The organism is Bacteroides sp. An51A (assembly GCF_002161565.1).
Classification (GTDB): Bacteria; Bacteroidota; Bacteroidia; order Bacteroidales; family Bacteroidaceae; genus Phocaeicola; species Phocaeicola intestinalis.
The window spans coordinates 68,009-89,322 of sequence record NZ_NFIC01000005.1; the positions used below are offsets into that span (position 1 = coordinate 68,009).

General features: G+C 44.6%; 21 protein-coding genes. 20 read left to right on the forward strand and 1 reads right to left on the reverse strand.

Annotated features, from left to right (window positions below):
* The first annotated feature begins 143 nt into the window (after window positions 1-143).
* The 11 genes from B5G04_RS10815 (at window position 144) to B5G04_RS10865 (ending at window position 9,171) form a co-directional block, all read left to right on the forward strand.
* Window positions 144-1,769: a hypothetical protein gene (locus B5G04_RS10815; protein ID WP_158100091.1), complete on the forward strand. Its 1,626-nt coding sequence runs from the start codon at window positions 144-146 to the stop codon at window positions 1,767-1,769.
* 103 nt (window positions 1,770-1,872) lie between these two features.
* Window positions 1,873-2,232: a DUF3244 domain-containing protein gene (locus B5G04_RS10820; protein ID WP_087397152.1), complete on the forward strand. Its 360-nt coding sequence runs from the start codon at window positions 1,873-1,875 to the stop codon at window positions 2,230-2,232.
* An 18-nt stretch (window positions 2,233-2,250) separates the two neighbouring features.
* Window positions 2,251-3,147, forward strand: coding sequence for a DUF1573 domain-containing protein (locus B5G04_RS10825; RefSeq protein ID WP_087397154.1), 897 nt, complete (start codon window positions 2,251-2,253; stop codon window positions 3,145-3,147).
* A 314-nt stretch (window positions 3,148-3,461) separates the two neighbouring features.
* Window positions 3,462-3,713, forward strand: a complete 252-nt coding sequence (locus B5G04_RS10830; RefSeq protein ID WP_087251647.1) for an NVEALA domain-containing protein — start codon at window positions 3,462-3,464, stop codon at window positions 3,711-3,713.
* A gap of 86 nt (window positions 3,714-3,799) precedes the next feature.
* Window positions 3,800-4,876 (forward strand): 6-bladed beta-propeller, encoded by a 1,077-nt coding sequence (locus B5G04_RS10835; protein ID WP_087251646.1) that lies wholly within the window; start codon window positions 3,800-3,802, stop codon window positions 4,874-4,876.
* Between the two features lie 8 nt (window positions 4,877-4,884).
* Window positions 4,885-5,142 (forward strand): hypothetical protein, encoded by a 258-nt coding sequence (locus B5G04_RS10840; protein ID WP_087251645.1) that lies wholly within the window; start codon window positions 4,885-4,887, stop codon window positions 5,140-5,142.
* A gap of 311 nt (window positions 5,143-5,453) precedes the next feature.
* Window positions 5,454-5,765: an NVEALA domain-containing protein gene (locus tag B5G04_RS10845; protein ID WP_087251644.1), complete on the forward strand. Its 312-nt coding sequence runs from the start codon at window positions 5,454-5,456 to the stop codon at window positions 5,763-5,765.
* Between the two features lie 95 nt (window positions 5,766-5,860).
* Window positions 5,861-6,922: a 6-bladed beta-propeller gene (locus B5G04_RS10850; protein ID WP_087251643.1), complete on the forward strand. Its 1,062-nt coding sequence runs from the start codon at window positions 5,861-5,863 to the stop codon at window positions 6,920-6,922.
* A 333-nt stretch (window positions 6,923-7,255) separates the two neighbouring features.
* Window positions 7,256-7,525 carry an NVEALA domain-containing protein gene (locus B5G04_RS10855; RefSeq protein WP_087251642.1) on the forward strand — a complete coding sequence of 90 codons (270 nt, stop codon included), beginning with the start codon at window positions 7,256-7,258 and terminating at the stop codon, window positions 7,523-7,525.
* A 126-nt stretch (window positions 7,526-7,651) separates the two neighbouring features.
* The gene (locus B5G04_RS10860; protein WP_087251641.1) at window positions 7,652-8,728 is read left to right on the forward strand and encodes a BF3164 family lipoprotein; all 1,077 of its coding nucleotides are present in this window, start codon (window positions 7,652-7,654) and stop codon (window positions 8,726-8,728) included.
* Window positions 8,729-8,754: 26 nt separating this feature from the next.
* A complete protein-coding gene (locus B5G04_RS10865; protein WP_143270459.1) occupies window positions 8,755-9,171 on the forward strand; it encodes a hypothetical protein in 417 nt (138 codons plus the stop codon).
* On the opposite strand, the gene B5G04_RS10870 is transcribed toward B5G04_RS10865, so the two are convergent.
* Window positions 9,154-10,605, reverse strand: a complete 1,452-nt coding sequence (locus tag B5G04_RS10870; RefSeq protein ID WP_087397158.1) for a transposase — start codon at window positions 10,603-10,605, stop codon at window positions 9,154-9,156. The two genes, B5G04_RS10865 and B5G04_RS10870, sit on opposite strands and share 18 nt — an antisense overlap.
* Window positions 10,606-10,934: 329 nt before the next feature.
* Between B5G04_RS10870 and B5G04_RS10875 the strand changes: the two genes are divergently transcribed.
* From B5G04_RS10875 to lepB, 9 genes are all read left to right on the forward strand, one after another.
* Entirely contained in the window at window positions 10,935-12,596 is a 1,662-nt protein-coding gene (locus tag B5G04_RS10875; protein WP_143270460.1) for a hypothetical protein, read from the forward strand.
* Window positions 12,597-12,836: 240 nt separating this feature from the next.
* Window positions 12,837-13,004 (forward strand): hypothetical protein, encoded by a 168-nt coding sequence (locus B5G04_RS10880; protein ID WP_239414090.1) that lies wholly within the window; start codon window positions 12,837-12,839, stop codon window positions 13,002-13,004.
* Between the two features lie 74 nt (window positions 13,005-13,078).
* Window positions 13,079-14,158, forward strand: coding sequence for a BF3164 family lipoprotein (locus B5G04_RS10885; protein ID WP_158100093.1), 1,080 nt, complete (start codon window positions 13,079-13,081; stop codon window positions 14,156-14,158).
* A 214-nt stretch (window positions 14,159-14,372) separates the two neighbouring features.
* On the forward strand, window positions 14,373-15,830 hold the full coding sequence (locus B5G04_RS10890) for a transglutaminase domain-containing protein (RefSeq protein WP_343206236.1): 1,458 nt from the start codon (window positions 14,373-14,375) through the stop codon (window positions 15,828-15,830).
* Window positions 15,809-16,324: a hypothetical protein gene (locus B5G04_RS20730; protein WP_343211170.1), complete on the forward strand. Its 516-nt coding sequence runs from the start codon at window positions 15,809-15,811 to the stop codon at window positions 16,322-16,324. Before B5G04_RS10890 ends, B5G04_RS20730 begins: the two co-directional genes overlap by 22 nt.
* Window positions 16,325-16,583: 259 nt before the next feature.
* Complete coding sequence (locus B5G04_RS10895) at window positions 16,584-16,835, forward strand: NVEALA domain-containing protein (protein ID WP_087251651.1); 252 nt, start codon at window positions 16,584-16,586, stop codon at window positions 16,833-16,835.
* 71 nt (window positions 16,836-16,906) lie between these two features.
* Window positions 16,907-17,941, forward strand: a complete 1,035-nt coding sequence (locus B5G04_RS10900) for a hypothetical protein (RefSeq protein WP_140406998.1) — start codon at window positions 16,907-16,909, stop codon at window positions 17,939-17,941.
* A gap of 372 nt (window positions 17,942-18,313) precedes the next feature.
* Window positions 18,314-20,254, forward strand: coding sequence for a transglutaminase-like domain-containing protein (locus B5G04_RS10905; RefSeq protein ID WP_239414085.1), 1,941 nt, complete (start codon window positions 18,314-18,316; stop codon window positions 20,252-20,254).
* A 32-nt stretch (window positions 20,255-20,286) separates the two neighbouring features.
* Window positions 20,287-21,201, forward strand: coding sequence for a signal peptidase I (gene lepB, locus B5G04_RS10910; RefSeq protein ID WP_087397164.1), 915 nt, complete (start codon window positions 20,287-20,289; stop codon window positions 21,199-21,201).
* Window positions 21,202-21,314 lie beyond the last annotated feature (113 nt).

Consider the following 21,314-nt stretch of genomic DNA (forward strand, 5'->3'; position numbering starts at 1 on the left):
ACCTGGCTGCATGGACGATGTAACAAGGAGAAAAATAAACGGAATCTAAACTGAACCTAAAATGAGATTTCAGGTAAAATTTGTAGAAGATATTTGTCTGGCCGGTATGGGATGTCATGAAGAAAATTCATATATTTGCGGGCATGAAACACGTAATGCTGCTTAGCCTCTGCCTGCTGTTGCTTGGTTCCTGCCGCCAAGGGAGCAAGAACGATCTGGCTTTGCTGCAGGAGGCCTCCCTACATACCGCACAACCTGATTCGGTAATGGACCTGCTCGGGCAGATAGTCCGCCCCGACTGTTTGCAAGGAAAGGCGCGGGCAGACTATGCCTTGCTCTATACCGAAGCCCTGAACAAGCAGGACCGGATAGGCACGGACGATTCGCTGATAAAGCTCGCCCTCGGCTATTACAGCAAACAGGCTCCCGGCATTCCGCTTGCCAAAAGCTATTTCCTCTTGGGGCGCATCTGCCAGCAGCAAGGCAACGACACCCTTGCCCTGAAGGTCAACCTGCAGGCACTTGCCGCTTTGCCCTCACAAACGCAAGACCGTACACGGATGTTGGTGAACTACGACTTGGGTTATCTTTACCATCAAAAAGGTTTCTACCGGCAAGCCCTTTTGCACTATCGGGAAATGCAGAAGTATGTAGACGCACATCCCGATACGACGGATTGCTACATCGCCGCATATAGTATGGGAGACATCTTTATGCTGCTGAATCGATACGACAGTGCTTACCATTATTATCAGGAAGCCATTTCGTTCGCCCGCCAATTAGAAAATGAATCCTACGAAAGGTATATCATCAGGCAATTGTGCCTGCATGCCCGTTTGACTGGTAATCGCCAACAGGCTAAAGCTTACCTGCAGGAAATAGTTGATACTTACGGCAATGATTTTTACAACAAAGCGGTGCTTTTCAAAGAAGAAGGAAATGCAGATTCGGCTTCTTTCTATTTCCTCAAAGCAACAAAAAATTCCCAAATCATTACCCGTGCCATGTCGTTTTATCACCTGTTCCAATTACACCGGAAAGCACATCCCGATTGGGCTTGCGTTTATGTAGATTCTTTCCATATTTATAAAGATTCGCTTTACGCCTTGCGGCAAACGGACAAGATAGAAAGACTGACCGCAGCGTATCGGCAAGAGGTAGACCGTCAAAAGGAGGAAGCTGACCGGCGTGAAAACGCCATCTGCCTGTGGGGCGGCATCGGTATTACGCTGTTGCTGTGCGGTACCGGCGTTTTCTTCTTTGTGCAGCGCAAGAAGCGCCGCTACCTGCTATTAGAGAAACAACTGGTCGCAAACCGATTGGCCGCTATCAAGGAATATGTGGCTGAACAGAACCGGCGGAACCCTGAAGAATGGAGTGCGATGTACCAAGAGATAGCAGCCATAGAAATGCAAACACTTATCGGGCAGTTTCAACAAACGGCATGGCAAAAGCGAATCCATGCCATACAGAAAGGCAACGGCAAACCTTTCTCGAAAAAAGAACAGGAAGCATTCCAAAAAGAAACCCTTGCCTTGTTTGATGAACCAGTGAAACGGCTGCAAGTGGAATATCCCCAAATCACCGAAGCCGATTTGCTGTTTTGCCTGCTTTCTTTCATGGATTATCCTACCAGCCTGATAGCCTCGTGCACCGGACGTAAGGAGAACGCCCTGCGTACCTGCAAGCACCGCCTGAAAGAGAAACTATCAAAAGAGATATTCGGATTTTTCTTTCATTTCACTAATAACCAGCAAGATACAGAGTAGGTGTAACGCTCGTTGTAACGCTGTAACGGAAATTGTAACGTCAAAAAATTGCTTGTTTTCATGCTTTTTTAGAATTTTGCGGAAACGAAAAACAAAAAAGATTATGAAAACAAAACTGATTACATTATTGTGTGTGCTGATGAGTATTTCTTTCTGCTTCGCTCAAAGCAAAGACGAAATTGAAATGATAAAAGTAATAAAGCAAGAGGGTAATGTTGTTCCCAGTTCATTAATGGAAGAGCCTCGTGCGTTCCTTCATCAACCGTGGCTATCTGTTTCGCTGCCCGAAAGCAAAGAAGCGGTGATTTCCGTCCAAAACCAGTTGAACGGAAGGATAGTCTACCAACAGGCCTATTTTCATGTGCAAGGCATGATGATTGACCTAAGCGGTATGCCTGCAGGTACGTATCAGTTGCGGATAGAAATGGACGGAACCGTTTATACCGGCACCTTCCGTTTGTAGCCTAATGTTGCCAAAGTTATGAAGAAAATAGGTGTATGGCTGTTGATGCTATGTTTGCTGGCAGCTTGCCAAGATTCCGACAAGCAACGCCTGATGCGTTTGGTGGAGGAATGGGAGGGTAAGGAAATCACCTTTCCTGCGCAAGCGGTGTTTACGGTGCAAGGCAGGGACACGGTGTCATTCCGGTGGCAGGATGCTCCTTACCGGATTGTGACGTATGTCGACTCCATCGGCTGCGCCAGTTGCAAGCTGCAGTTGCCCAAGTGGAAACAGCTGATGGCGGAGACTGATTCGCTGTTCGGCAAAGGGCGGCTGGAATATGTATTCTTTTTCCACCCGAAGGACGTGCGCGAACTGTCTTACCTTACCCGTCGTGATGGTTTCACCCATCCGGTGTGCTTCGACCGTGAGGATGCGTTCAATCACCTGAACCATTTCCCCTCGGAGATGGCTCTGCAGACTTTCTTGCTCGACAAGGACAACCGGGTGATAGCGATAGGCAATCCGGTTCACAATCCGCTGGTGAAGGAACTCTACCTGAACATCGTTGGCGGCAAGCGTCCCGCGTCTACGGATGCGAAGCAGACCACAGCCTCTTTAAGCGAACGGGAAGTGCAGTTCGGCTCCTTCCCGATGTCGGAGCGTCAGGAACGGCAGGTGATGCTGAAGAACACGGGCGAAGTACCTTTGGTGATACACGGCGTAGACACTTCGTGCGGCTGCACGCGTGTGGAATACAGCCAGCGTCCGCTTCGTCCGGGCGAAGAGACGGCATTGCTGATTGTTTACGAAGCGGACGAGGCAGGCCATTTCCATAAGACAGTAGACGTGTATTGCAATACGGCGGATGCCCCGTTGCGCATACATGTTTCAGGAGAAGCGGTAGACAATAGACAATTGACAATGGACAATTGACAATTACCCGTGCGGCATCGGGATTGTCAGTAAGATTGTTGCAACGTATCAATGTAGGGGTAGGGTTTGCCCGCCCAGATACGTCAATGTGTATGTATGTAAAGGTAATGGTATTAATATAGAATAAGGAGTGGAAACGATACAACACGTGTTTGGAAGACAACTTGTATGTCTCCACTCCGGTCAAACCCTAAACAGAAAGGAGGTTAAACCGAAGCAAAGTTACGAAGAAAACAGAAGATACGCAAATCGGGGATTTGCGGCTTCGCAGGTAAAAAACAAATAAAGTAATAATCAATTAAAACAAGAAAAAAATGAAATCAAGATTTTTGAAAATAACATTTGCAGCCGCTTTGGCTGTAGTAGCTGGAGTTACGGCTTACCAAGCTCAAGATAAAGAAGTGATGTCTGACTTGGCTTTGGCCAACGTGGAAGCGTTGGCAGGTGGTGAATTAAGCGGTGGATTTACCAAAACAACAGGTAATTGTCCGGATCCGGTTTCTTATAAGAAATGGGTAAGTTGTAAACCTGGAGGACCGGACGAATGTTTTGCTTCAGATTGTTGATTGTCAGATTCTAAAGTTTGTAGGTTTTTGTCCTTTCGTTTGAAGGATGGCAGAAGCTTACAAACAAAACAGTAATATCGTATTTTATGAAATGGATGGGGCTTGTTTTAGTATTGTTGTTAGGTTCGTGTACCTCTCGCTTTGAGTCAGACAGGGATACTTATGCCATTGATTATCGTGAGGATTCTGTATTCGATTGGAATTCGCTTGTCCAAGTGGAAGAGGCCATACCGTTGGAAACAACGGATAGCCTGTTGTTGAGTTATGCGCGTAAATGTATCGTAACAAGCAATTACATCGTTTACCATGACGATAAGCAAAAGTCGATATTCGTCTTTAATTCCCATGGCGCTTTTTTATACCAAATAGATGCCTTAGGCGGCGGTGAAGGGGAATATACTGTCATTAAGGACATGACACTCAGTTATGACAAGAAAAGCCTTTTGATATTAGACAATGCGTCGGTATTGGCTTATGATATGGAAACAGGCCGTTATCAATATCGTTTGACTTTTGAAGACAGTATGGCATCCGATTTTTATCAATTTGTGAATCCTACTAAGGATTGTTTCTATTTTTGGTCGGCTGGTCAAGATTATAGTTTATATGTTTATACGGATAACCGTATGGTCGGCATAAAGAAACGTGAAGGCTTCCCTTTTGTCACTCAAAAGTTCTTTTATGATTCGGAAGGAGAAGTGAATTGCCTGTCCGATTACGGTCATTTCCGGATAGACCGACTTGTGGGAGACGAATTACAGAAGAAATACGCTTTCGATTTTGGCAAATGGACATTACCTTCCAGCTTGATACCACAGACTGCCACAGAACTTTCTTCGGTGGATAGTAAGCCTTATTTTAAATGCTTGTTATCCACTTATGAAACGGGGAGTCACCTGTTTATAAGTACTGTGTCTCCCGATTTATCACTGTATAATATCTGTATAGACAAGCGTATGAAAAGGATATATTCAGGAAAACAAGACCAAGATTCTCCCTTAGTGGTTGTAAACGCTTCCGATGAGTCTTTTTATGGTATACTTTATCCTTTCTTTTTTCAAGAAAAGGGGATGCTGCATGATTTGATTCGCCGATGCGGCAGATTGGAAGATGACAATCCTTTGTTAATAAGGTTTTCTTTCAAATCTTTTGATAAAGAATAACGGACCCGATGCAAAGTAATATAGGAGATTCGCAAACCGAGGTAACGATGATGAAGTGTTCGGTCCACAATCCGTTGGTGAAAGAGTTCTACTTGAATATAGTCATCGGCAAGCGTTCCGCATCTACGGATGCGAAGCAGACCACTGCTTTTTTAAGCGAACGGGAAGTGCAGTTCGGTTCTTTCCCGATGGGGAAGAAGAAAGAACGGAAAGTGACGCTGAAGAACACGGGCAATGCCCCTTTGGTGATACCCGTGCGGCATTGAGATTGTCAATAAGATTGTTGCAACATATCAATGTAGGGGCGGGGTTTGCCCGCCCGGATACGTCAACGTGTATGTATGCAAAGGTAATGGTATTCATATAGGATAAGGAGTGGAAACGGTACAGAGTTCATTTGGAAGACAGCTTTATATGTTCCCACTCCAGTCAAACCCTAAAACGAAAGGAGGTTAAACCGAAGCAAAGTTACGAAGAAAACAGGAGATACGCAAATCGGGGATTTGCGGCTTCGCAGGAGTGAATGAACGGAGTGAATGAACAAACAAAGTAAGAATAACATTAAAGTATAGCAATTATGAAAAAGAAGCTTATGAAGCTGGCATTTGCAGCCGCTTTGGCTGTAGCAGCCGGTGTGACGGCTTACCATGCACAGGATAAGGAAACATTATCTGATTTGGTTTTGGCTAACGTGGAAGCGTTGGCTGGAGGTGAGAATACAGGAGGTGACCATGGGAATGATAACGATGATGAAGTGTTTAAAAAGGGGTATGCGGCTTCTACCTACAAGTTGTATATTCCTGAATTTAATATGTATACGGAAATACCTTGCTGTAAATATACAGGGAATAAGTATAGTGCTTGTTCGGCAACAGATGTTTGCCCTTGATGGTGTGTTTCGTAAAAATGGCGTATCAGGATGCATGACCTTTCCGTGCGGTTATGTGTCCTGTAATCTCCATGTCAACATAATATTGTTTAAAGATGAAGTATGTATATGTGATATTCTTGTTCCTGCTTTGTGCCTGTTCCCGTTCTTCCCGAATGGAAGACGGGGTGTGTAAGGCATCGGTCGACATTGATTTTTCGGTAGCGGAAGACAGTCTTCCTTTATCTGCTTTTGTATCGTCCAGGCGGCAAATTCATTTGGACTTGCCGGAGGGTGAAGTGATAGGCAGACCTGTCCAGGTCTGCACTGCAGACAGCTGCCTGTTCGTTTACGACCAGCTTCAGATGAGCATTTACCATTTTACAGAAGGAGGCACTTTCCTCAATAAGATTTACCGGCGGGGACAAGGTCCCGGTGAATATTCTACGGTGACCCGCCTGATGGTTGACAGGCATTCCGAATCCTTGTATGTGTATGATAAAATAAAGGGTGCAATCCATGTCTATACGTTTGCGGGTGATTTCCTCCGTACAATCCGTACGGAATACATGGCAAACAACATCGCCTTGCTTCCCGACGGCAGTTTCCTCTGCTTTACTCCAGATTTCATATACAACGGCCCGTGTGGTCTTTGGCTGATGTCTGCCGACGGGAGGTTGCGTAAGGTGCTGTTGGAATACAAGGAAAAGTACCCGGTGGTCTCCGCTTTTTGGGATAGGCTTTATCCCGTCTCTTCTCAGGTTATAGGCATTTCGTGTCCCGCCACCGACCGTTACCTGCATTATGATTGCACAGCCGATTCGGTCAGCGTGGAACTGCAGGTCAACCCTTTGCAGAAGAGCACCCGTTCTTTTGGTGGGGTAGAAAACAGCATGGATGTGTCGTCCTCTTATTGGTCTTGCCTGATTTATGCTTGTTCCCCTCGTTTTATATTCGGTATATGGACGGAGCAGCACGGTGACCCTCGTGCCGTCTATTCGTTGTATGATAAACGTACCGGTGTGATGACTTGTTACAAGAATCTGGACGTTTCGTCTGTAGGCATGGACTATTTAGGTCATCCGGTATCGGCTGATATACCCGGTTGTCTGGTGACTTATTCGGTTGACGATACGGATGGCGATGCGGTGTCGCTTTGTGTGTACCGCATGAAATAAGTAAAGTGTGTTGATAGAAATTTATAAATTAGAACAAGATTGTTGCAACAATCAATGTAAGGGCGGGGATACCCGCCGGATATGTTAACGTGTATGTATGCAAAAGTAATGGTATTAATATAGAATAAGGAGTGGAAACGATAAAGAGTTCATTTGGAAGACAGCTTTATATGTTCCCACTCCAGTCAAACCCTAAAACGAAAGGAGGTTAAACCGAAGCAAAGTTACGAAGAAAACAGAAGATACGCAAACCGTGGATTTGCGGCTTTGCAGGAGTGAATGAACGGAGTGAATGAACAAACAAAGTAAGAATAACATTAAATTTTAGCAATTATGAAAAAGAAGCTTATGAAGCTGGCATTTGCAGCCGCTTTGGCTGTAGCAGCCGGTGTAACGGCTTACCAAGCACAGGATAAAGAAGCGATGTTGTCCGACTTGGCTTTGGCCAACGTGGAAGCGTTGGCTGGTAATGAAAGTGGGACACACACAACTTGGTCGTGTAAAGGGAGCGTAAATAAATGTGGGGCAAAATGTGGGTTGTGTGGTACTGAAATAAGACCTTCTAAAGGAACGTTGACCGGAAGTCATTCTTGTTCCTTATAGGGAGATTATGTAATATCTTGAATGTGCTGAAATGTGAATGCTTGTAACTATATTGTATTGCAGTGTTTTTACATGATAGCACATTCTTCTATTGTAGTTTCAATCAAGTAGAAACATCAGGCGAATATGAAGAACCTATTATTTTGTTTACCTTTGTTGGCACTTGGTCTGTTGGCAGGGTGTGCCGAACAAAGCAAATCTGTCTATTATTCTAATGGGATTAGTATAGATAGTGTTTATGACATGCAGGTGCATACGCTGAACGATTCTTCTCTGTGGCGTTTCCCTCTGCAAATGGACTATACGGATTCTTGTCTTGTCGTATTGGATGATATGGATGATTATTATTTTCATGTCTATACGCAGTCAGGAAAACCTGTCGGTCGGTTTGCACATAAAGGTCAAGGTCCGGGCGAGCTTTTATCAGCCAATCAATTTCATTTGTCTGTCCGTAGAAATGTCTTATATGTTTACGATGGCGTTTCACGTAAAATAGTGGTATATCATTTAGATACAGATTTAATAAGCAAATTGCATTTTCAGGAATATAAGGTAGATTATGGTATGCTTCCGTCATCCGAAACGCCTTTTGTATTATATGATATGCTTCCTGTAAAAGACAGTGTGTTTTTAGTGAAAGCCAATCAGCCCCAGTTACGTTATGGCAGATTTGATTTGGCCAAACATGACATAAAATCTGTATATGGCAATTTCCCGACCGAATACGTAGCCGGCAAAGAAGAAGAAATCTGGTCTGTATTCAGCAGTGATACACGTACCCTTTTTAAGCCTGATTATGCTAAAATGTTGAATGCTACTTATATTGGCGGCATATTGGAGTATTTTAGTGTGCGGTCAGATTTGGAATTGCTAGCGGATACTACCTTGTGTATCTATGAGCCTGTCTATGGACAGGCTGAAGGAGCCGTACCGGTATTTGTCGTTGGCAATGAAAATACTCAGTTGGGATTTGAAGATGTTTATGTGACCAATGGATTTGTTTATGCATTGTTGCACGAGAAAGGGGATGCATTGGAGCCTTATTCAATCGTTGTATTTGACTGGCAAGGAAAGGCTGTAAAACGAATACGTACAGACAGGCGTTTGGCTCGTTTATGTGTGGATGAAGTACGGAATGTGGTTTATGCAATGGCCTTGGATGAAGAAAATGGCTATCGGTTGGTCAGCATTTCTCTGAAATGATTTTTAGTTTTTTATAAATAGAAACGATGAAAAAAAGAATTGTTTGGTACGTATTGGTAGTGTTGGCGGCATTGGCTGTTGTTGCGAATAAGAGCCGCATCAGCGGCTATATTGCCAATGTGTGGATAGAATTAGCGAAAAAGCGCATGATAAATGAGGATGCGCTCGGTTTCCGATACTCTAAGATTGATTTCTTGTATGACAGGAAGCGGTATGCTTACTTTTTGTTTGTCGAAGACGGTTCGGCGGAAAAAGAAAGTCTGTTGTCTGGCAAAGCGGATTCACTGTTGGTCATCACCTGTGGAGCGACATCCGGATGGTTAAAGGAGTCGGGTGCGGATACCTTGTCCTTGCCCCGTTCTGCCTTTGATTTTTTGGTAGAGGGAGACTGCTCTATGCAATTATATAATTCAAGTTTCGCAAGTTCAACTTGCAGCTTTTAATCTATAAATGTCGCAAATATGTTTCATATCTTCCTCCCTGTTGATGATAGCCTGATAGATATCTTCATCAGTCAATCCGAAGAGTTCCGCAACCGCAATGACCAGTTCTTGCATGACGCCCCATATCCTTTCCGCAACGGACAGTTCCAAAGAATCCTTGGTTACGTCTTCAAAGAGCTTTCCCATGGTCTCGTAGGCTGCAAACCTCTTCACTAAGGAAAGGATGTTGTATTGCAAAGCCGTCAGGGATGTCGCCGCGATTTGCGAGGCGAAGTTGCCGGCCTGGCATTTGCCCAGCCCCAACAGCCCCTTCGCTTCCTTGAACACGACTTCCAAAGACCACCTTTGGGCATAAATCCGGTACGCTTCAAGGAACTCAAGCCGTATGTCCGTGGTCATCAGGCCGTTCCATGCGCCCCGTTTGCTTCTCCTGACAAAGTACAGGCGTACCTTGGTATCCGCAAAGGTCACGTCCGCCACGATGTAATAGCAACGCAGTCTCCTGCTGTACTTCCGCCTGCCTTGCCTGTTAAGGTGCCTGATCAAGGCCGGCGCGGTATAAGGCTTCCCGTCCAGACAGTATTTTGTCCTGCTGTTTTCTCCCACCTTGATCATGCCCAGGTAATCGCACCTGACGTGGCGGGAGCGGATGAACCGGATGACATCCTTGCAGGCGAACCAGCTGTCTGCCAGCACATACCTGAACCTGACCCCTTTGCGGATGGCGCGTCTTATCATGGCAATCATCAGGTCGGTTTTCTTTGCCGTGTATTCACCGATACGCTCCTGCAAGGCGTCGCCGCTGTCACGTCCTTTGGTGAAACGTCTTGCGAGCTCTTCATCGGACATCCCGAACTTTCCATCCTTTCCTTTTTCACCCAGCAGTGCAAAATCCAGAAGCATTTGGGTTGTCCCGTCCGTGACGGCAAGGAACAATGCCTTGAAACCGAGGATGCACCTGTGATGGACATGGGAAAACACCCTGCCGATGTTCTCCATGCGCCGTCCCGTCTTGGGATAGTCCGTGTCATCGACTATCAGACAGACCGTGCCTTCCTTGCGCCCGGAGCGGAGTCTGATCTTCGACCAAAGCTGGAGGGTGAGGTGATAGACGGACTTCCGCCAGTTTATCTTGGGATTACTCATGAAACGGTAGAACACGTCTTTCTTGCATCCCAGCAAGCCGCTTAAGGAAGACCCGGTGAAACGATAAGGGTTACGGACCATGAAACACGGGTACAACAGCAAAGCCTGGAACACCTGCAACAACGGATACACATTGTTGCACTTGCTCTTCATGCCGAACAAGGTGGATTCATTCATTCTTAACCATTTGATAACGTCCAGTATGGAATACATCGCTTTATGCGCGTCATTTTTTCTAAAAAATGCGCTGATTTCTGAAAGAAAGTCTGTAACTTTGTGCAAGGGCATAGGGCTGAGTAATGTTTTGATTTGCAACTATAAAATTACTCATTTTCTGCGATATGCGGAAATCCCTGTGCCCCTTTTATATCCCAAGAAGAAGGTTTCTATTAACTTGCGAAACTTGAATTATATAAGGTAATAAGCGTTACAGAACGCATGGACGGCAATTTATATCGGTTAAATAAAATAGAGTAGAGGATTAATTATGTAGGACTATGAAAACTAACGAACCGATGCCACTCTCTGTGTTCTTTGCCCTCTCTAAATATAAAATCTTTGCGCCTTTGCGTCTTTGCGTTTGATTTTCAAGTGCACAAATACATCCCGTACACAGTATGGCTGCTTCTGAAAAAATGTGTATCTTTGTCGGCATGAAACACATGATGCAGATTTGCCTCTGCCTGCTGTTGCTTGGTTCCTGCCGCCAAGGGAGCAAGAACGATCTGGCTTTGCTGCAGGAGGCCTCCCTACATACCGCACAACCTGATTCGGTAATGGACCTGCTCGGGCAGATAGTCCGCCCCGACCGTTTACAAGGAAAGGCGCGGGCAGGCTATGCCTTGCTCTATACCGAAGCCCTGAACAAACAGGGCCGGATAGGAATGAACGATTCGTTGATACGGATCGCTCTGGATTATTATAGTAAGGAGGCTCCCGGCATCCCGCTTGCCAAAAGCTATTTCCTCTTGGGACGCATCTACCAGCAGCAAGGCAACGACACCCTTGCCCTGAAGGTTAATCTGCAGGCACTTGCCGCACTGCCCCCACAGGCACAAGACCGTACACGGATGTTGGTGAACTACGACTTGGGGTACTTATATCACAAAACTGACTGCTACTCACAAGCCTTGTTACATTACCGGGAAATGCAGAAGTATGTAGACACACATTCTGATACGTTGGATTGTTACATCACCGCGTACAGCTTGGGAGATATTTTTATGTTGCTGAATCGATACGACAGTGCTTACCATTATTATCAGGAAGCCATTTCGTTCGCCCGCCAATTAGAAAATAAATCCTACGAAAGGTATATCATCAGGCAATTGTGCCTGCATGCCCGTTTGACCGGCAATCGCCAACAGGCTAAAGTTTACCTGCAGGAAATAGTTGATACTTACGGCAATGATTTTTACAACAAGGCTATGCTTTTCAAAGAAGAAGGTAATGTCGATTCGGCTTCTTTCTATTTCCTCAAAGCAACAAAAGATCCGCAAATCATCACCCGGACTATGGCATTTTATAATCTGTTACAGTTGCATCGGAAAGAACACCCGGCTTTGGCTTTCGTCTATGTCGATTCTTTCCATATTTATAAAGATTCGCTTTATGCCTTGCGGCAAACCGATAAAATAGGGAGACTGACCGAACAATATCTGCAACAAATGAGCCGCCAAAAGGCGGAGGCTAACCGACGTGAAAACACCATTTACTTATGTGTAGGTATCTTCATCACGCTTCTGTTATGCGGCATCGGCATTTTCCTTTTCATCAAGCATCGGGAACGCCGCTACTTGCTATTAGAGAAACAGTTAGTCACAGACCGATTGGCGGCAATCAAAGAATATGTAGCTGAACAGAACCGGCGGAACCCTGAAGCATGGAAAACGATGCGCCAAGAGATAGCAGCCATAGAAACGCAAACACTTATCGGGCAGTTTCAACAAACGGCATGGCAAAAGCGAATCCATGCCATACAGAAAGGCAACGGCAAACCTTTCTCGAAAAAAGAACAGGAAGCATTCCAAAAAGAAACCCTTGCCTTGTTTGATGAACCAGTGAAACGGCTGCAAGTGGAATATCCCCAAATCACCGAAGCCGATTTGCTGTTTTGCCTGCTTTCTTTCATGGATTATCCTACCAGCCTGATAGCCTCGTGCACCGGACGTAAGGAGAACGCCCTGCGTACCTGCAAGCACCGCCTGAAAGAGAAACTATCAAAAGAGATATTCGGATTTTTCTTTCATTTCACTAATAACCAGCAAGATACAGAGTAGGTGTAACGCTCGTTGTAACGCTGTAACGGAAATTGTAACGTCAAAAAATTGCTTGTTTTCATGCTTTTTTAGAATTTTGCGGAAACGAAAAACAAAAAAGATTATGAAAACAAAACTGATTACATTATTGTGTGTGCTGATGAGTATTTCTTTCTGCTTCGCTCAAAGCAAAGACGAAATTGAAATGATATTGGATTGATAATGTTTATTTGTGGTGGATTTGGCATTTATCAATCATTTATGTCGCAACGTGTTTTTTTGTCAGACATAGCATTGGATAATGTGGAAGCTTTGGCTTCTTATGAAGTAGGGAATGATTGTAGTGGTTGTTTTACGCAAACCCTTGATTTTTGTAAATTTTGGGGTTGGGGCGGTTGTATAGGTGATCGTTACATTCATTATTCATAGGATGTAGTGAATAGTGGGACTTTCTATAGAACGAGCAAGTTTGCAGAAAGTCCCTTAATTAAAAGATGAAAATTATGGTTAAATTAAGATTTGTAATAGTAGCATTAGTTGTTGAAATATTTTTAATCACTGCTTGTCAGCAGCAAGATGATGTGTCGATGCAAGAGTTTGATAAGTCATTTGTTGTAAAACAATTAAAAGGTCGGCAATTGTTTACGGAAAGGCTTATGTTAGGGCAGCCTTTTTTGATGCATTGTGTGGATTCAAATCTTGTGATTTATGATAATATAGCAGATTCTCTTTTTACAATGATTGATTTGCGTCATGAAGACGGCAGAATATGGTCATTTGGCCGGAAAGGTCAGGGGGGAAATGAATTCTTGCAAGTATTTTCTTTAGCCAGAATGCCTTCGGATTCTTTGCTGGGGATTTATGATTGTTTTAAGCATGAATTGGTTCAAGTCAATCTGCATGATATAAAAAGAGGGATTGAAGAATATTCTTTAGTGAAGAAAGACAGTTTGCTTAGCACTAAAGTATATGCTACCCGTTTTAATTCTTTTGTAGGGATGGGCTTTTATGATAACAATATGTTAACCTTGACCGACCCGCATGGCGCGGTTGCCTATTGGGGAGAATATCCTTATCGAGACCAACAAGAACGTTCCATATCCAACCGTTTGCGTGGCATGGCCTATCAAGGTACTTTATGTATGAATCCTTCGTTGGATAAATTAGTTTATGCAGTCCGGTCAGCACCTATATTTTCCATTTATTCGGTTGATAGTGTCAAGATAGAAGAAACCTATCATTTTGCAGGAGGATATCCGGAATATAGGCCGGAGGAGAATGAAAATGAATTTTCTGCACCGGTAAGTGCCCATTGTAAACAGGCTTTTTTAGCGGCTTATGCAACAGACTCTTACATATATTTGTTATATTCCGGAAAAAGTTTCGCTGATTCAAAACTGGAAGCTTTTCAAGGGAATAGCATTTATCGTATCAAATGGGATGGCAAGCCAGATTTCAAGTTTGAATTGGATTATCCAATAAAGAATTTTTGTGTGGATGATCAGGATAAAATCATTTATGCCATAGCGGAGAAAGGTGAAACAGAATTGCTTCGTTTTTCAATAGATGATAATGTAAATTGATAAGTATAATGGTGGTATTTTAAAAATAATGTATATAGCATAAATTATAGAAGTGGCTTTGAAGTCTAATTGAATATAGCCGTTTTTTGTAGATTTTATTGGAAAATCCAATCAATATTTAGTCGTATTTTACTTGAATATTGACAATACTATTTAGTTTGGCATTGAGATTGATTAAAAAAGATGAGAAGATAATACGAAAAACAAGAAAGCAATGAGATGGTGCTTGAAAATATGGGTTTTATTTATCATTTTGTGTGCTGTATCTTGCACGCATGACAATCAACGTCTCGAAGCAGCCTTAAGTTTGGCAGGCGAGAACCGTGCTGAACTGGAAAAAGTATTGCGTCATTACGAGGATGACACGCTGAAATACCGTGCGGCACGGTTTCTGATAGAGAACATGCCCTATCATACGTATTATGACGGTAAAGAGTTGGAAAAGTTCAGAAAATATTTCACCTGCTTTACGCATACCCGGAAAACGTCAAGCGAACTGATAGACTCGTTGAAGAAGGCGGATGGCGAATTTTTTATGGGCAGTCTGCAGCGGAGAAGGGATGTCGAGGTCATCGATTCTGCCTATTTGGTGAAAAACATCGACCATGCCTACCGGGTATGGAAAGCGCAACCTTGGGGACGGAATGTGAGCTTTCAGGACTTTTGTGAATACATTCTTCCTTATCGTGTAGGCGATGAAGTGCCGGAAGAATGGCGGGAACGGATTTATGAACGTTATAACCCGAAGCTGGACAGCATACGCGGCATGCCGCAGGCTGCCGACCCGCTGTTTGCGGCACGGGTCTTGCTGGACACGCTGATAAAAGAGCGGATTTATTTTACGAGTTCATTCCCTACGGGTCCCCATATAGGGCCGAAAGTGGTAGAGTGGCGTTCGGGCAGCTGCAAGGAGTTGGCAGACTTGTTCATTTATGTATGCCGTTCGGTGGGTATCGCGTGCGGAACGGATGTCATGGTGATGAGGGGAGACAATAACGCCCCTCATTTTTGGAATTTCGTGCTGGATCAAGAGGGGAAAACGTATGAAGTGGAATATCCCAACCCTCCGTTGCGTCCCGCCGCTGAGCTATGGAACCCCAAAGGGAAAGTGTATCGGGAAACTTATAGCCTGAACACGTCGATGATGGAAGACTTGGATAAACCGTCGGATGAGGTATATCCTACTTTCCGCTATCCGCTGTTCAAGGATGTGACACCTGAATATGCCGGCAGGTGGAACCGCACATTGACGTTGCCCAAAGAAGTGCTGTATTCGGAAAAAACGACATCCGATATCGTTTATCTGTGCCTTTCGTGCAGAGACAGTTGGATACCAGTCGCTTATACCCACATGGAGTCAGACAGTATCCGCTTTCATGATGTGGAAGGGGACATCATTTTCCGGCTTGCCTTTTGGGACGGGCAGGGGCTGGAACTGTGTTCCGACCCGATATTGTTGGAGAAAACTTCGGGAAACTTGCGTTACTTCAATCCGGGCAACAAACAGGACACGGTTGCTCTTTATTTTAAATATCATCTGTATAACGAGACTTTCATATTCCGTATGCCTGGCGGTGTATTCGAAGCAAGTAATGATGTCGGTTTTCGACATACCGATACGTTGTTTTTGGTAAAAGACGTACCCGAAAGGTGTATAATACGCTGTGGGTAGACAACCGGAAAAGTTATAGGTATGTGCGTTACAGAGGAGGTGACGGAAGCTTTTGCAACATTGCGGAAGTTGCGTTTTATGATGCGTCTGACAGTGGTTGGGCATTGCGAGGCAAGGTTATCGGTACGCCCGGTTGCTTCGAACAGGACGGTTCCCATGAATATACCAATGTGTTTGATGGGGATCCTTATACTTCATTCAACTATAAGTATGCCGAAGGCGGATGGGCAGGCTTGGATTTGGGGAGTGCGCATCGTATAGCCAAGATTGTGTATGTGCCCCGCAACCGTGATAATTTTATTCGTAAAGGTGATGTGTATGAATTGCTGTATTGGAAAGGCAGGCGGTGGAATTCAGCCGGTCGCCAAAAAGCGGTTGCGGATTCTTTGGTCTACACGGTTCCGGAAAACAGCTTGCTTTATCTGATTAATCATACCCGTGGGAAAGACGAGCGGATTTTCGAGATAAAAGATGGCAGGCAGGTATTCTGGTAATAATCGTTGATTATATAATCATGATAACATCCATAAAATGCACAAATAATGCCGCAAGAAGTATAAAAGGAATGGAAACGATACAGAAAGTGTTTAGAAGAAAACTTGTATGTCTCCACTCCAGTCAAACCCTAAAATAGAAAGGAGGATAGACCGATGCAAAGTTAAGAAGAAAACAGAAGATACGCAAATCGGGGATTTGCGGCTTTGCAGGTGAAAGTAACGGATAAAATACTAACATTTTTAACAATTATAGCATATGAAAAAAATTATAAGATTCAGTTTTATTGCGGCAGTAGCCGTAGCGGCAGGTTATACTGCTTATAGCCAGTCACAGAAGACGGAAACATTATCAGATTTAGAGTTAGCTAATGTGGAAGCGTTGGCAAGAAATGAGACTGGGCATCATATAACCTGTTATTCCGGTGGAACTGGAAATGCATTTATGTGTAAGTGCGGAACTTGTGTTTGGGGATATACATCGACCTATAATAAAGGGACTTGCTTTTAAAAAATAAGTATTAGGTATGTCGGGAAATATAATGTCCTGGCACACCTTTAGATTGATAAGTACTTGATATTATGAATAGGCTTGTAAGTTATATGGTCTTGGCATTAGTCATCATTAGCAGTTGTACTGAAAAGAACTCGGAAATCATATTGACTGAGACTCGTGTTGTTCATCCTCAAGTTCACGCAACGGGAATTACGGAGGTGCTTCGTGCAGATAAGATGTGTGTATGTGATTCTTTTCTGATAGTTATCGGACGTGATGATGAACCTTGTTTTTATGTTTATGACCGTAACGGTTATCAGATAAAAGGAAGTTTTGGAATGAATGGGAATGGTCCGTCAGACTTTTTGTTCCCTTTTTTCTTTGGAGGGGAAGATTATGTAGGTGGAAAATTGGAAGTGTATGATGTGAATTTGGCATCAATAAAGGAAATAGATTTACACAGATGTTTGCATAAACAGGAAAATGCTGTTGTAGCTATATCTTTGCCGAAGGAAATCATTGGCTCGCCGGATTTATTTCGGGCAGGCAGTGTGTATTATGGCAATATGGATAATGGGATGGGTTTGTTTTTCCGGTTTGATGTGTCATCCGGTCAGTTTGACTGGATTGATTTTCCGTCTTCGTTGTTGGAGCCGGAAAGGGATTTTTCGGTGATGAATATGAATCGGATATCTTACAGTGAAAGCCGGAAAGAAATCGTATCGGCTATGTTTTATTATAATAGAGTGTTTCTTTATGATGAGCAAGGCAATTTGCAAAAAAGTGTTCGTTTGGGAGAAAAAGAGGTATGTCCGGTTTTAGGCAATGAAAACAGTTCGGTTATGGGGGAGAGCCTGCTTTGTTTTACCGATGTCCAGTCTGATGAAAATTATATTTATTTGATGGCTCAGTCGGTGGAGGAAGAACGTTCGTTTTCTCCGACTGCAGAGATGAAATCCCGTATTGTCGTTTTAGATTGGAACTTGGATTATGTGAAAACTTATTCCTTGCCTCACTACTCTCAGGCTTTTCTTGTAGATGCGGGATTACACCGGATAGTTTATATTGCCCGTACATCCGAGGGAAATACGGATCTGTTTTATTTTGATATGACGGAATAAGAATTTTGGGAATAGGATTAAAGAAGGCACAATGAAAGGAAAATATGCGAAGTCTTGAAAGTGCTGAATATTGGAGATGGTTTGATTTTATGCATTTGTCCTAATGAAGACAATCCGATATGTCGATATAAATTGAGTGGTGGCTGGCCGGATAAATAATTGCCGCTTTTCTGTTTGATTGGCATTCTTTATAATGAATGTCCGCAAAGTGCCAATAGCACACAGAAACGCACAGATTTACACAGATTAAATTCAGGCTGCGCTATGTCTGCATAGAAAATAAAAATCTGTGTTCCTCTGTGAACTTCTGTGTCATCTGTGTGCTATGGCAAAATGCGGATATTCATATTCTTTATTCCAATTAATGATAAGATGAGGAAACTTTTAGTTGCGTGCTTGATAGGGACTGTTTGTATCTGCATGGCTTTGTGTCGTGACGAAACCAGATTAGACTCGGCATTGGAGTTGGCAGGCGGTAACCGTGAGGAGTTAGAAAAAGTGTTGCGCCATTACGAGGGCGACACGCTGAAATACCGTGCGGCTTGTTTCTTGATAGAGAATATGCCTTATCATGGCTATAAGGACGGGAAGGCACTGGAGGAATACCGGAAATATTTTGAACTGTTCAGTAAAGGGAACTATAAGCCGCAGCGGTTGGTAGATTCGTTAAAGCAAGCGGACGGGGCGTTCTCGGAATCTTCATTAGTCAGAAAGCGTGATATAGAAGAAGTGGATTCCGCTTTCTTGGTTTGCCATATCGACTGGGCATTCAAGGTGTGGCAGGAACAACCGTGGGGGAAAAATGTTTCTTTTACTGACTTTTGTGAATACATTTTGCCTTACCGGATAGGTGATGAACCATTGGAAAAGTGGCGTGAGGCTGTTTACCGGAAGTATAACCCGCTGCTTGACAGCCTGCGTGCTACTGCCAATGCCGATGATCCTCTGGCAGCAGCACAGGCGGTTATGGACATTTGGGGAAAGAAAGAGTATAATTGGACTTCCCTTTTCCCCAGCGGTCCCCATATCGGTGTAAGGGCAGTGGAATGGAAATCGGGTTCTTGCCGGGAATATACGGACGGGGTGGTGTATCTGCTTCGGGCGTTGGGGATACCTGCCGGGATAGACAGGACATTGCAGCGGGGCGATAACAACGCTTCGCACTTTTGGGCGTTTACGATAGATAAGAACGGCGATACTTACATTACCGAGCCGGAAGTATGGATCAGTTCGAAGAAACATAACGTATTGAAGGCAAAGGTGGCACGGATGACTTACAGCCTGAACCGGGAGCTGGCAGGGAAGATAGCCGATATGCAGACGGTCTATCCTACGTTCCGCTTTCCGCTGTTTAAGGATGTCTCGCGCTTTTATCTGGCGCATTCCAACCGGCTGGCAATCGATGTGGAAGACATGTACCGGGAAGTGGGAAAGGACGAACCGGTTTATCTCTGCCTGTCGGAACACCTCCGATGGACCCCGATAGATATAGCTTACCGTAAGGGGAAAGAAGTGACGTTTACGGATGTAGACGGTGGTGTGGTAGCGGTTCTGGCTACAGGGAAAGGAACGCAACTGGAAATCCTGACCGACCCATTCCGCATAGACAAGCAAACGGGGGAACTGTCTTTTTATTCACCGCAGGGTGCGGAAGAACGCGTACAGGTGTATTGTAAATACAACCTTCATTTCGGCGACCTTGTCTACCGCATGGTAGGTGGTGTGGTAGAGGGAAGCAACCGGCGTGACTTCCGGGATGCGGACACGCTTTATTATATAAAGGAGTTCCCTTACCGCCTGTTTACAACGGTCTATCCCAAAGTGACGAAATCTTACCGCTACATCCGTTACCGTGGTGGCAAGGACAGCTATTGCAACATTGGTGAGCTTTACCTGTACGAATGCCCGGATGATTCGGTGAGGCTGAAAGGGAAGGTCATCGGTACTCCGGGTTGTTATGACAACGACGGTTCGCATGAATACACTAATGTGTTCGACGGTGACCCGTTCACTTCATTCGATTACAAGCAGGCAGAAGGCGGCTGGGCGGGCGTTGACTTAGGCTATCCGCGTAAGGTGGGAAAGATAGTATATGTACCCCGAAACCGTGGTAATTTTGTGCGGCAAGGGCAGTGCTATGAGTTGTTCTATTTTGATAAGGGGAGTTGGCATTCGTTGGGGCGGCGGACAGCCTGTTCGGACGTGCTGGAGTATGAGGTTCCTCAAGGTGCCCTGTTGTATCTGAAAAACCATACCGAAGGGCATGACGAGCGCATTTTCGAGATAAAGGACAGGAGACAGGTTTTCTGGTGACAAAGAATAACAGATAAATTGGTTTGGGACGGATGAAACGGATACGGATAAACTTCAAGAAGTGGTTAGGCAGGGTATATACGGTAGTGATGTGGTCGGTATGCCTGTATGCGGTATGGATTGTGTTGCGCATCGCAGGTCAGGTGTTCCTGTTTGCCTCGTTTTCCATCCCTTCCGATTCGATGGTGCCTGTGTTGCGTCCGGGCGACTATGTGCTGGTGGACAAACCGCTGAAAGGGGCACGGATATTCGATGTATGGGATGCGGCTGAACACCGTCCGTTTGAGATACGGAGATTGCCCGGCTTGGAAGAGTTCCGCCGTGGGGAAGTGCTGGTATTCAATTTCCCTTACCCCGAACGTTGGGACAGCATCGGGTTTGATGTCATGCTGTATTACGTGAAGCGTTGCATCGGCGAGCCTGGCGATACGGTGGAGATAAGGGATGCACGTTACCTGGTGCGTGGAACAGATGTTCCGGTGGGGAACACGGATGCACAGGAACGGCTTTCACGGCTGTTGTCCAAAAAGTCTGGCAGGAAGGAGATGATACGCCAGCATTGCTACTATACGTTTCCGCATGACTCTACGTTGGGGTGGAACGTCTGCAACTTCGGCCCCTTGTATGTTCCCGCGCGTGGCGATTCGATAGAGATGACCCGGAACCATTACCTGTTTTACAGGAACTTGATAGAATGGGAACAGCGGAGAAAGTTGGTGCAAAAGGACGATGGCTTCTATTTGGAGGGCAAACGGATAACGGGTTACCGTTTCCGCGAGAATTATTATTTTATGGGCGGTGACAATTGTTTTAACTCGCAAGACTCGCGTTATTGGGGGCTGCTTCCCGAACCTTACCTCGTAGGCAAGGCTACGCGTATATGGAAGTCGGTCGATCCATATACGGGTTCGGTAGACTGGAGGCGGGTATGGAAGCGTATCGAGTGAAAAATAGCCCGTATGTAACATTCATGTACGAATTGTAACGTTTTTGGCACCTGGCTGCATGGACGATGTAACAAGGAGAAAAATAAACGGAATCTAAACTGAACCTAAAATGA